The organism is Pleionea sp. WD8-19, assembly GCF_055326765.1.
The window spans coordinates 43,119-56,748 of sequence record NZ_JBUZOU010000016.1 but is presented as its reverse complement, the minus strand read 5'-3'; the positions used below and the strand labels follow the sequence as shown (position 1 = coordinate 56,748).

The following is a 13,630-nucleotide window of genomic DNA, read 5'->3' as shown; positions in this document are numbered from 1 at the left end:
ATGAAACGTTTACCGGGCTTTTCAGTATCGCTATGATCCAGGTTGCTGCAGCCATTATTACGCATAATAATCGCGTTTTACTCGCTAAACGCCCTGTTGAAAAACATCAAGGCGGAAAGTGGGAGTTTCCAGGCGGTAAAATTGATCTTGGTGAAACCGCTGAAGATGCTCTGATCAGAGAGTGTAAAGAAGAGCTCGACATCATCATTGAAGCGCCAAGGTTATTTGAAAAAGTCGAGTTCGACTACGGTGACAAGCGTGTGTGTTTGCATTTTTTTAAAACGGAAAAGTTTTCTGGCGATCCAAAAGGAATGGAAGGACAAGACGTTCAATGGTTTGCTTTGAGTGAGATAGCGAACTTGAACTTTCCCGCCGCAAATCGCAAAATTGTTTCAAAGTTAATTCAATTTATAGAGCCTGTGTCGCAAGCATAAGGGAAAACCCCTGCGCTTTTATTCACTTTCAGGGGTTCTACCGGATAGTCATATCGTTTGCAATTTGTCATGTTATTGCCACCAATTACAAAGTGGAGAATAACAATATGAAGCGCGCTATTCGAAGTGTGTCGCTGTTGGCGATTTTAGTTTGCGGCTGGGTACATGCCGCAATTGTTGATCCGGCCATACAGGCCATTCTCAGTAATCCATTAGCGAGCGAAGAAGTGATCGTTACTTTTAAGTCCGACGCAAACTCTAGCTCCATCATGTCGACGCTGGCAGTTGATACTCTGTATTTTAATGAGCTCCCTATGGCTGCTGCAAAACTGAATGTTGCTCAAATTCTATTGTTGTTGCAGCAATCGGATGTTGTGAGTGTTTATGCGAATAAACCGTTGCAATACTCTAACTATAACTCAGGACAAATTACTGGCGGTCATTTCGTTCATGACAACTATGGGGTTACCGGAGAAGGTGTCACTATTGCGGTTTTAGATTCTGGTGTTGACGCATCACATCCGGATCTTGCACTGGGAGATAAAACGGTAGAGAACGTAAAAATTCTTGGCGATTTAGGGCTTGCGGGCGGTATAAACTTTTTCATTGAAGGCGTTTTAAATAGTGATACGACTTCTGGGCACGGTACTCATGTCGCAGGAACCGTGGGAGGCTCGGGCGCTGCATCTGCATCTGATGAGCGACGCCCCTATTACATGGCAGGAATTGCACCAAAAGCCAAAATCGTAGGTTTGGGGGCCGGTGAAGGAATTTCGATTTTATATGCGTTGCTTGGCTTCGAATATGCCATCGCAAACCAAGAGCGACTTGATATCGACATCATTACTAACAGTTGGGGTAGTGGTGATGGCAGTGAGTTTGATCCTCATGATCCCATTAATGTCGCCTCTTTTATTGCTTATAAAAAAGGTATGATCGTTTCATTTGCAGCATCGAACTCAGGGCCAGACGAAGATACATTAAACAAGTATGCCATTGCTCCCTGGGTCATCAATGTTGCTGCCGGAACCGTTGATAAAGAATTAGCGGGCTTTTCTTCGCGTGGCGTTGCCGGACATCAATGGAAAAAGCCAGACATTACCGCTCCAGGTAATCAAATTACCTCTACTCGAGCGCCCAATACCGTTATCGGTGCTATGGGGCCTGTGAACGATCCGAATCATCCAGAGTACACACTGCGTTATCACACAATCAGTGGGACCAGTATGGCCACGCCATTTATTGCGGGTACCGCTGCCTTGCTATTGAGCGTTAATCCTAATTTATCACCCGATCAAGTGGAACAAATCATAAAAGCAACGGCCGAATCCATGCCGGGATACGCTGAGCATGAAGTCGGCGCCGGGTACGTTGATGTAAAAGCAGCTGTCGATATGGCGGGCTCAATGAGTGGTGAACGACTGCAGTTTTTAGCGGGTGATACCGACTGGGCTGCGCAAGGTGAGTGGTTTGTGGCGAATGAAGATCATGCATTACTCGAGTATTCTGGTCGCTGGTATACCCAATCGCAAAGTAATGCTCAAGGTGGTCAATATACCGAAAGCAGTTGGGGCGCCAATGGGGTCACTTTTTACATCAACGGCGATCGTTTGAAAATTCATTACTTGACCAGTCGTCGGGGCGGTGTTGCAGAAGTTTTCGTCGATGGCCAGAGTTACGGAACGATCAGTTTTTATTCCAATGGTACCGAGTTTGATAAAGTGTTTGCTATTAAAGGGTTGAGCAGAGACGTACATAAGGTTGAGCTAAAAACTCTGTACGGCAAAACGTTACTCGATGCAGTTTCGGTGGACGGTCAGTTGGTGGATCATACGATTGAATACGAAGATATTTTGTTAACATCTAATGGAACCATGGGCCCTTCGGCAGAAAACCAATCGATTCACACGATCGAGTTTATTGTTGATGAAAACACAGTAGCCATTAATGCTTCTTTAAGCTGGGACAGTGTTGCTGACTTGGATTTTTATTTGGTCGACCCACAGGGCAATGAAGTTGCCTCAAGTGCATCGCTTGAAAACCCTGAGGTGTTATCTTTCTGGGTGACTGAAAGTGGGACTTACCAATTACGGGTAACAGGGTACATTTCTGCGTTAACCAATTACACCGTCGAGAATCGATTGACACGTCAAAAAACCGATTAAGGAAACCGCCTTACAAGGAGGTATTTCTGTCTAAACTTTGCCAGGCTTCGGTCTGGCTTTTTTCATTTTAAAGATCGAAACATTTTTAAACGCTCTGGGTATTAAAATCCGTTCAATATAATTTTCTATTTTTTGTATACAAAAATACCATCGGAATTGATGAGATATGTCGTGCTGAGATTATTTCTCGCGTTTACTTTATAACAGCTCGGATCTATTCATCTTTATTTTCCTTAAGGATTTGTTTAAGGTAGAAGGTTAGTAAGCGACGTAGATCGCAGTAGGAGGAATAACAATAATGAAGCAGTACAAATTACTATCCGTATTTTTTTCCCTCACCATGATTATTGTACCCATTGGCGCTGAAGCCCAGGTGGATGTCACTGTACACGGGAATAAACTAGAGTCTGTCATTGAGCTACCTGGTGGAATTGAGGCTGACTTTACCATTACTTTTGAAAACAGTGTAGGACTAACGGAAAGCAGCGTTGGGCTCAGTGCTGAACTGGTCAACCTATTGGATCCCGAGCTTCTGTCTCGTCTCCCTGACACTTTACTTACCAGTATTCCGACAGCTTTTCCCATGTTAATCACTGTAGAGCCTGACAGCGCACTGGGTTTAAGTTTTTCCGGTGCAGCCAAAGTGGATATACATACCCACCAACTGGAATATACCGCACTTACACCATTACGTTTGTTTAAAGCATCCTTAGGTGAAACCTTTTACGATATCACCGAAACAGTTGGCGCCGGAAGTTATCGAGCACGAGGTTCTATAGGCGGCTTTTCCCAGTTTTTAATTTTGGCCGATGTGCGTTTACCATCAACCGTTGCTTCTGGAAAATACCAACGATTGAACGATTATTTGCAAGCGCAACAACTCAACATATCTCCTTCTGTTTTCAGTCAGCTGAACCAGCTATCCGTTCAGTTGGATGACGCGATGAGCGAACACAATTATGCTCAGGCTCAATCGATCACAAATCAATTCGTTCAGGTAGTGAAAAGTCATCAAGGTAATGATATCCCGGATGTCTGGCGGTCGAGTCGTGACATAGAAAACATTGCTGGCGAGCTACGCAGTCGGGCGATGACTCTCAGGTTCAGTTTGCGCTTGCTTATTCAATAAATGAGTGCGTGTCTGATCGCCTATACACCAACAGGACAAACACAACTCTTTCAGCTGTCCGAAAAAGACCATTGGCAATTAGGGCGGGATGCCAGTAATGATATCTTGATTCTCGATGATAGCGTGTCACGATTTCATGCCTCTTTATCGCGATGCCAACAAAATTGGCAGCTGATTGATAAACGCAGTAAAAATGGTACCTGGGTGGATGGCAGAAGAATTACGGAAACCTCGCTCACCGATCGACACTGGATCGTTTTGGGGCAATGTCCTGTTGCGTTCCAATCATCGGACGCTAACATAACTGCCTTACATCATGAGCAGCAAACGATGCAAAACTGGCTCGATAATGAGCATACGCAAATTATCAGTCCGTTCTCGAATCTCAATCAAATTTTCGACGAGTGTTTGCAACAATTGTTGAAGCTTTTTCAACATCAGGCTGGCGCAATTTTGCTTTGGTGTAAACGACGACAACGATTGTGCTATTTGTGCCATCGCGGATGGCAACACCACTTGAAATACTCTTCAAACTTAATTGATTACTCTTTGGTGAAATCTGCAATTGCTTCACAATCCGTCAAGCTAAGTCAGCAGACAAATGAAGATCATTCCGTTGAGCAACTTATGGCGATACCACTGTATTTTGAAGAGGTGCTGTTAGGTGTTGTATTTGCTCGTTCAGATAAGGGCGGTGCGCTCGTTAATGATGACAACCTGGACTTAGCTTGGCGTTATTGTCAGCAAGTATGTACAGCATTGTTGAGTCGCAACGTGGAGCAAATGATTGCGGAGTTGGAAACCGTTTAGGTATTTTTAAACGGTGTGTAACGGGAATAAGCCGGAATAGACGATAAAAGCGAGAAGCACATTGGATGATGCAACTAAAACCCTAGGATCCGAAGACACTCTGCTATCGGTGGGTAGTATATTGCTGGAACGGTTTCAATTATTGGAACTCATCGGTGTCGGTGGTATGGGAGTGGTCTATAAGGCAAAGGATTTACAACTCGATACACTAGTCGCTATTAAAACCATTCGACAAGATAAAGTTGAACCTCGTTTGGTTCAACAGTTCCGTCAGGAAATTTTAACGGCACGTCAGGTTACACATGCGAACGTGATACGGCTTTACGATTGTTACCTAGTTGAAAAGCTTTGCTTTATTACTATGGAGTATATTGATGGTGAACCATTATCGCGACAATTATACGACAAAAAACTACCCGAGCTGATAAAGCACTCCATTGTTCGACAACTATTACGTGGCGTGGCCGCTATTCATCAGGCACAAATCATTCACGGTGACATTAAGCTGAGTAATATTTTACTCGATAAGCAGGGACGTGTTGTGATTACTGATTTCGGTATTTCGCAGTCAGCAACCAATCATCAAACGTCTTTGTTTCGTGGTTCCGCTCGTTATATGGCTCCTGAATCGTTAGCGACGGCACAGTACACAAAGGCAAGCGACTGTTATGCGCTCGGTTGTGTGATTTATGAGTTATACGCGCGTGAACCTTTATTTACCGCGAACGATATCATCGCATTGCAGACTCAGCAACGAAATATTGCCGATATTCAAAAGCGTATAACGCTTTTAACAATCGAAAAAAGAAAACGTCAATGGTTGCTGTCATTGTTGCAGCCCAACCCCCTAAAAAGGTGCGTTACGCCACAACAAGGCGAGCTACTTTATGGATATAAGCGCTCGTTATCCTGGCGACTATGGTTACGTACGCTAACAGCGATTTTACTTTTGTGTTTGACCGGATTTGTGATTTGGCAACAAAGCACTCCCTCGCCAGAAGTGAGCGCACAATCGCAGGTAGGCAATCGAGTTTTGATATTACCGGTATACGTTAATAAAAACAATCAAACCACCGCAAACCTTGCACTTGCTCAACTTATTTATAACCAACGCTACCGTCTCCCTAAATTACAATTTGTTGAAGTTGAGCGTGTATTTAGCGCAATGGAAAATTTTGGTTGGCTCAACCGAAGTTTATCCGCTTTCGAAATTGAACAATTAAGATCTTTGTTTTCTGCCGAACGTGTGTTGATGATTCAAGTGGTTGAAAATGAAATGGATATTCACCTTACCAGTCAATTAATGAGTCAGGAACGCACACGCTTTAACCAGGTTTTAATGAATCAAGTGATTCGTCGTGACATGTTAACGGTACAGCTGTTAAAGCACGGTGAATTGCTTGCCAATGCACTAGAGCAGACGTTAGCAACCAAACTAGAGCGCGCACCATCTTCCCTTTTTGTGAACGCGCTAGCGCATTACAGTAGAGGCGAGTATGAACTGGCTATTCCAATGTTTGAACGCTTGATATCAAACAGCTCGGATTTCGAAGCCGCATATTATTTAAGCGCTTGCTATAGAAAATTAAACGAAGAAGAAAAATTGCATGCTTTGTTGGAGTCAATTCAACAGGATAATTCTAGCTCGCCCTCAGTGGATGACTATCACCAACAGCTTTTGTATGTACAATATGCAGAGCGTCAAGGCAACTATGCGTTTGCAGAAAAAGAGTTAAGAAACATTGCGCAACATTGGAAGCATGACCTTGAGCCGAGAATGTTGTTAGCGGATCTGCTCAGCAGCCAAGGCAAGTTTTCTGATGCCAACGAAGTATTAAAAGAAGTTGTGAAACTTGAGTCACAGCAAGTTGATGCCTGGTATCAACTTGCGAAGAATTCGATTATTCTTGGTGACATTAAACGCGCATTGGAAGACTATTTAGTGCGAGCTTTGGTGATCCACAGTCGTCATCGAAATCAAAAAGGAATTTCTGATGTTAATAATGCCTTTGGTGTTGCTTACCAACGTCTAGGACGTATTGAAGAAGCCGAGCGCTACTATCAACAAGCATTGATTATTCGCGAGTCGCTCAATGATACCAAAGGAATGGCAACTTCTTATCGAAACATTGCCAACCTAAAACTGTCGCGAGGCCACTGGGAAGTGGCAAAACAATTGCTTGAAAAAGCGTTGGAGATTGTGCGAGCAGAACAAGATCTAAAGTCTACGATAAGTGTTTTGAATGAATTAGGGGTTCTTGCCGAAGAGCAAGGGCATTTTCGAGAAGCTTTGGCTCAATACCGAGCGTCTCTTAAGCAAAGCACTTTGCTGCAAGATGAATACATGCAAGCGCTAACGACTTCGAATATTGGATACATGTACCTGTTGTTAATGGAATACGATCACGCAGAAACCTACTTAGAACAAGCGTTAACGGGAATGCAACAGGTTAAAGACAGTGCTGGTGTTATACGTATTGAATCTTTAATCGCTCAGTTGCGCTTAGCACAAGGCAAGTACGTGGAAGCATTAAAGCTGATTGAGTCGAATATTGTTGCTGCGAAGAAGAATGAACTGACGGCGGATCTGTTAGCGCTTAATCTTTCACTCGCACACTATATGACGTTACAGGAACAATATCAAAGTGCTCTAGCCATACTCGATGCTTTATATCAGTCCTTTGAAACCATGAATGATGTTCGTGGAATGAATGAGTCGCTGGTACTTAAGCTTAAAATATATTTACAACAAGCCGAGTACGAAAAAATTAGTAAACTTGGAGATGAAATACAATCTTTACAAACGCAAGCGTCGGCTTCCCAAAAACTTTTTTATAAAGTGGTGTCAAATATTATCAGTTCTGACTCTCAAGTTTTGCATGATGAAAGCATTTGTCAGCAAAAGCATGAGCCAGAATTAAAAGGGTATTTACTGACTTATTGGGCCAAGCAAATTCAATCCAAAAACATTCCGACATTTTTAGAAAACTGTTTGCCGTTAACTCAAATTCAGATGCTTCCAAATTACTACCAAATAGAAACCCTTCTCGCACTTTTGGAAAAGCATATACTCGTATTGCAACCAAAGTTTGTTAGGTCTTTAACTCAACGATTAAAGCACCAATATCATTCCAGCATGACTCTACATCAGCAAAAACGATATCATAAGTTAATGGGCAACTTATCACTTAAGGATTTATAAGGTGGAGTTGATGAATAAAATACTGAACACTCGAAGCGGTCGACCGACTGAAATCATTCAGGAGGTGATTGCGGAACAAAAAGCTCTGAATCGCTCTTTGATGATGCAACAAGATGAGTTGAAACGACTTGCTTTTCGACATATGTCGTTTCAGGAACAGCAGCAACGAAGGCTAGCAAGTGATTTGCACGACGGTATTGGCCAAGTGCTTTCGGTAATGCGAAATCATTTAAATGAGAATGGTGATAACTCTAACTTTGCGTTTATCAATGAGCTTACGGAGGGGTTATTACAGGATGTAAGACGGTTATCTAAGCAACTAAGACCCAAAGTTTTGGATGACTTTGGACTGGAAGCGGCAATAAACTGGCTTATTCGACTATGTGAAGAAAGTACATCCGCGCATTTTGGCTTTACGTATCAGCTCCAATCATCATTACCGGACCTATTACAAACCACTCTGTTTCGCATTACTCAAGAAGCAATACAAAATATGTTAAAACACGCTAATGCGAAGAACGTTGCAATTGAAGTGGTGCAGGTGGGAGCGGTATTAAACTGGAAAGTGAGCGATGATGGCATTGGGTTTGTGTATTCACCGGATTTAATTGAAGGTATCGGTCTAGTAGGGATAGCAGACCGACTTTCTCTCTATGATGCAAAGCTAAATGTTCAATCACAACCAAACCAAGGGTGTTGCTTATCAGCGGCCATTCTTTTGAAGGAAACGTATGACCATTAGACTATTAATCGCAGATGACCATCAACTTATGCGGCAAGGGCTGATTTCTTTGCTACAAAAGGCGTCCGATATTCAGATCGTGGCAGAAGCGGATAACGGTCTACAAGCGCTACGGCAAATACAATCATTGCAACCGGATGTGGCTATTTTGGATATATCCATGCCAGAGATGACTGGACTGGAAGTTGCGCGAGAATTAAAGTCATTAGCGACAGATACTCGGTTATTAATGTTAACCATGCATCAAGAACCAGAGTATGTTCGACACTTTGCCAAGTTGGGTGTAAATGGTTTTCTGTTAAAAGACAGCGCTGCAGAAGAGTTAATATTTGCTGTTCGCCAAGTTAATTCAGGGAAGAACTTTTATGGGCATTTTGCGACTCAAGTTTTAACCGGGCAACTGGAGCCAAATGCGCAAGCGCATGTTAACTTAAATGAAGCCGCTAATCCGCTTAATGTATTAACCGAACGAGAACGACAGGTCTTTCAATTGATGATAGAGGGGCACACAACGAAAAAAGTGGCGCAACAGCTTAATATCAGTAATAAAACCGCAGAAAATCATCGAGGTAAAGTTCTGGAAAAGCTGTCCGCAAAAAATACGGTCGATGTGGTACGTTTTGCGGCTCGCCATAATCTTTTGTAAGGCTACGCCTTTTTCGTAGCACTTTTGAAAAAGCTTCTTGTAAGCGTCGTTATTTTTTAGGTTTTAGCGGATGGCAAATTGTTTCACCGCAACAAATTCACAAACTTAAATTGCATTTTGAAGATGCTTTATTTTGGTGCGAAAAGGTAAACGTTATTGCGGCATACTTCAACTTTTCACTATAGATAACGCAGTATGAGAAGCGTCTTTGAATGACGCCACTTGTCTTTTTTTAAACGTCATCACATTCTTGTTTATTTTTTAGTGCGGCTCTCAGTGTAGGTTTTGACAGCGTTGTCATGTTTTGGTAAAAGAATAGACAGCGCTGTCATGTTTTGGGTTGGCTCATTTCATTGGAGTATGCCATTCAGCGCGGTACGTCTACCTAAAGCCGAATGTGCTTTGTTGTTGGGTAGTTGACTCAATTATCAGAAGCGTCAGTTAAACCTCAGTCAATCCAGTGCAATAAACGGTATTCAGGCTAACTTAATCACCGTACTTTCTGATTGAAATGGGTTGTGGTTTTTCGGGGGCTTCAGCAACAAAGGAAAGCCCATGAACACTTTTAAAAAACTATTTTTTTCCGTGGTGGCTTTGCTATTAATGCATTCGGTACAGGCATACGACTGTAGTGAGTTGGTTATTTGGCAAAGCAGTGATGTGTATCACGGCGGTGATCAAGTTCAGCATAACGCAAAAGCTTATGAGGCCAAATGGTGGACGCAAAATCAGGATCCGGAAACGCATTCAGGTCAGTGGCAGGAATGGTCGCTTTTGGGGGCTTGCGATGGCGGTAATAACAATCAGTCTCCCATTGCCAATGCGAATGGTCCCTATTCTGGAAATGTAAATGCATCAATTGCTTTTAGCAGCGATGGTTCGAATGATCCCGATGGTCACATTGCAAGTTATCACTGGAGCTTTGGTGATGGTGCGTCCAGTTCTCAAGCAAACCCATCGCACTCTTATGCTGCCGCAGGTACTTACAGCGTTTCTTTAACCGTAACCGATAACCAAGGTGCGACCGCGTCATCTTCATCTGGAGTGACCATTTCCGGTGACGATAACGGTGGCTCCTGCAGCGCGCCTCAATACAGGGCCGGAACCCAATACAACGCCGGTGATGTAGTACGAAATGTGGGTCGTAAATTTCGATGTGATATTGCAGGTTGGTGTTCATCTTCTGCAGCCTGGGCTTACGAACCTGGTGTTGGTGCGCATTGGCAACAAGCGTGGACAGATGTAGGCGCTTGTGATGACGATGGCAATCAATCACCGATTGCCAACGCTAACGGACCTTATTCCGGTATCACAAACGAATCCATTTCGTTCAGTAGTGATGGCTCAAACGATCCCGACGGAAGTATTGCAAATTACAACTGGGATTTCGGTGATGGCGCTTCGAGTACAGAAGCGAACCCAACACACCGTTTTAGCAGTGCAGGCACTTATTCGATCACGTTAACGGTCACCGATGATCAAGGGGCGACAGACCGAACAAACACCACGGCAACGATAACGGACAGTGATGGAAATCAATCTCCGGTAGCCAATGCCAATGGACCCTATTCCGGAACGGTAGGCAGCAGTGTTTCATTTTCCAGTGCTGGTTCCAATGATCCAGATGGCTCCATTACGAGTTTTCTCTGGAATTTTGGAGACGGCTCAACCAGCGATCAAGCGAATCCTTCGCATGTTTATGCCAGTGCGGGCAATTACACAATTACTTTAACCGTAGGTGATAACGAAGGTGCGAAAAGCTCTGCAACGACAACTGCGAACATTACCAGTGATAGTGGCAGTCACGGAAGTAAAGTCATCGGTTATTTTGCGGAATGGGGCGTTTACGGTCGCAACTATCATGTAAAAAATATTCACACCAGTGGCTCGGCGAATAAGCTCACACACATAATGTACGCTTTCGGAAATGTACAAAATGGCGAGTGTAAAATTGGCGATTCATACGCCGCTTACGATAAAGCTTATTCTGCAGCAGACAGTGTGGATGGTGTTGCTGATACGTGGGATGCCGGTGCATTGCGCGGTAATTTTGGACAACTTCGTCGACTGAAACAAATGTACCCGAATATCAAAGTGGTTTGGTCATTTGGAGGTTGGACATGGTCGGGCGGATTTGGTGAAGCGTCACAAAATGCGACGCACTTTGCTGATTCGTGTTATGACTTGGTATTTGATCCAAGGTGGGCCGATGTGTTTGACGGTATCGACATCGATTGGGAGTACCCTAATGAATGTGGATTAACGTGTGACAACAGTGGCTTTGATGCCTACCGCAATTTGATGCAAGCTTTACGCACTCGCTTTGGTAATAAACTTGTGACTTCTGCAATTGGCGCAGGCGAAGCCAAATTAAATGCGGCTAACTACGGAGGTGCTGCTCAATTCGTCGACTTTTATATGATTATGACGTATGACTTTTTTGGTGCTTGGGCGAAAAATGGGCCAACCGCACCTCACTCGCCTTTATACGGTTATGATGGAATACCAATCGCCGGATTCAATTCTGATCACGGCATACAAACCTTAATGAGTAAAGGCGTACCTGCCAGCAAGATTTTATTGGGCATTGGTTTTTACGGTCGTGGTTGGACGGGTGTTTCGCAAGCCGAACCTGGTGGGTCTGCAACGGGGGCCGCACAAGGCACCTATGAAGCTGGAATTGAAGATTACAAAGTACTGAAAAACACTTGTCCAGCAAATGGTGTGATCGCTGGAACTGCCTATGCACATTGTGGCAGTAATTGGTGGAGTTACGATACGCCCAACACCATTAATGGAAAAATGAATTACGTTAAACAACAAGGATTGGGTGGCGCCTTTTTCTGGGAGCTGAGCGGAGATACCAGCAATGGCGAACTCATTTCGGCGATCAGTAATGGACTCGACTGATGGCTTTAGCAGTTGAAAAAACTGGTTAAGTTGTTTCAGTAACTATGGCAATCGACAGAAAGTTGATTGTCATGATCGGATTAACATTTAATTTTCAAGATCTCAATATTTAATCTTTTACTCCTGAAAGTTGTTTGGAGCCGCAAGGCTCCTTTTTTCATCGGAATTCATTCTGGAGAAAAACTATGAATAAAACATTATTGTCAATTGGGTATGCCAGTGCATTGTTACTTTCATGCTTCGTACATAAAGCGCAAGCGCATGGATATATCAGCGCACCGGAATCACGTTCTTACCTTTGTAAGCAGCGCACGAATACCAATTGTGGCGCTGTACAGTGGGAACCACAAAGCGTAGAGGGGCCGGATCGTTTTCCAGAAACCGGACCGGAAGATGGAACGCTTGCCGCGGCGGGTTTACCTCAATTTTCGGAACTCAACGAACAAAGCGCCACGCGTTGGCATAAAACAAATATGCAATCCGGTTGGAATACGATTACTTGGCATTTTACCGCCAACCACGCCACGCGAGATTGGCGTTACTTTATTACCAAGCCAGATTGGAATACGAATCAACCGTTAACGCGCGATTCATTCGATCTCGCACCCTTTTGTGTTGCGGATGGCAATAATCAACGACCACCCATTGATACCACACACAATTGTTATGTTCCAGAGCGTCAGGGTTATCACGTCATTTTAGGCGTATGGGATGTTGGTGATACCGTTATGTCATTTTATCAGGTCATCGACGTGCAGTTTGAAGGTGGAGAGCCTCCGCAATGGAGTGACGTTGGTGACATCAATCCATCAATGGACTTGAATGTTGGAGATAAAGTTAAAACACGCGTCTTCGATGCCAACGGAGAATTACCGGGTTTGCAAACCGTGCTTACGATTGATTCTATTTCGAATGGACAACGAAATACCTGGCCTCAACGGTTGGCTCAAAAAATCAATCAGGAGCATTCGCAATTAAAAGCCGGTGTGATGAATGCGCAAGGTAATATTGTACCGCAGTTGGGTAAAAATGATGTGTTTGTTCATGCGCAAAGTCATCTGCAGCGGGTGGAAATTGAAATTGAACAACCGTCGACCGACCCTGAGTTTTATGTGAATGATTTAAAAAACACTTACCCCATTGTTAACGATAACGCCAATGTTGACTTTTCAGTTACTACGTTCGAATCTCTGTTAATCGAGGCGACTATTTTCAATCATTCGAATCAGCAAGTAGGTGCAAATTCGGCACAAATCATCGGTACGCAAAGTTTTTCTGTTTCTATTGCGACTCCGCAAACAGGAAACCATCGTTTGCTGGTTACCGCAACGGCATCCGATGGTTGGACACAGCAACAATCATTCGCTTTTGAATTAGTTGCTGAATCTACAGGAGATTATGACTACGTTTACCCCAACAATGTCAGTCATTATCAGGCAGGAACAAAAGTATTGGCTAGTGATGGAAAAATTTATCAATGCAAACCTTATCCTTACAACGGTTGGTGCACGATTTACTCACCAACCGCGAATCATTATGAGCCGGGTGTGGGGAGTCATTGGCAAGAAGCGTGGTTGGTTGTGCCGTAAAAA

Annotated in this window: 9 protein-coding genes; all 9 read left to right on the top strand. The window is 43.6% G+C overall.

What is annotated here, in order from left to right; genetic code table 11:
* The first annotated feature begins 32 nt into the window (after nucleotides 1-32).
* Complete coding sequence (mutT, locus tag ACTUJY_RS16600) at nucleotides 33-434, top strand: 8-oxo-dGTP diphosphatase MutT (RefSeq protein ID WP_463617243.1); 402 nt, start codon at nucleotides 33-35, stop codon at nucleotides 432-434.
* A 107-nt stretch (nucleotides 435-541) separates the two neighbouring features.
* On the top strand, nucleotides 542-2,599 hold the full coding sequence (locus tag ACTUJY_RS16595; protein WP_463617242.1) for a S8 family serine peptidase: 2,058 nt from the start codon (nucleotides 542-544) through the stop codon (nucleotides 2,597-2,599).
* 298 nt (nucleotides 2,600-2,897) lie between these two features.
* Nucleotides 2,898-3,728 (top strand): DUF6689 family protein, encoded by an 831-nt coding sequence (locus ACTUJY_RS16590; protein ID WP_463617241.1) that lies wholly within the window; start codon nucleotides 2,898-2,900, stop codon nucleotides 3,726-3,728.
* Nucleotides 3,729-4,538, top strand: a complete 810-nt coding sequence (locus ACTUJY_RS16585; RefSeq protein WP_463617240.1) for an FHA domain-containing protein — start codon at nucleotides 3,729-3,731, stop codon at nucleotides 4,536-4,538.
* Between the two features lie 61 nt (nucleotides 4,539-4,599).
* Nucleotides 4,600-7,740: a protein kinase domain-containing protein gene (locus ACTUJY_RS16580; RefSeq protein ID WP_463617239.1), complete on the top strand. Its 3,141-nt coding sequence runs from the start codon at nucleotides 4,600-4,602 to the stop codon at nucleotides 7,738-7,740.
* Between the two features lie 10 nt (nucleotides 7,741-7,750).
* Nucleotides 7,751-8,482 carry a sensor histidine kinase gene (locus ACTUJY_RS16575; RefSeq protein WP_463617238.1) on the top strand — a complete coding sequence of 244 codons (732 nt, stop codon included), beginning with the start codon at nucleotides 7,751-7,753 and terminating at the stop codon, nucleotides 8,480-8,482.
* Nucleotides 8,472-9,128: a response regulator gene (locus tag ACTUJY_RS16570; protein ID WP_463617237.1), complete on the top strand. Its 657-nt coding sequence runs from the start codon at nucleotides 8,472-8,474 to the stop codon at nucleotides 9,126-9,128. The genes ACTUJY_RS16575 and ACTUJY_RS16570 overlap by 11 nt, the downstream gene beginning before the upstream one ends.
* A 555-nt stretch (nucleotides 9,129-9,683) precedes the next feature.
* Complete coding sequence (locus tag ACTUJY_RS16565; RefSeq protein ID WP_463617236.1) at nucleotides 9,684-12,038, top strand: glycosyl hydrolase family 18 protein; 2,355 nt, start codon at nucleotides 9,684-9,686, stop codon at nucleotides 12,036-12,038.
* Between the two features lie 185 nt (nucleotides 12,039-12,223).
* Complete coding sequence (gene gbpA, locus ACTUJY_RS16560; RefSeq protein ID WP_463617235.1) at nucleotides 12,224-13,627, top strand: N-acetylglucosamine-binding protein GbpA; 1,404 nt, start codon at nucleotides 12,224-12,226, stop codon at nucleotides 13,625-13,627.
* Nucleotides 13,628-13,630: the final 3 nt, after the last annotated feature.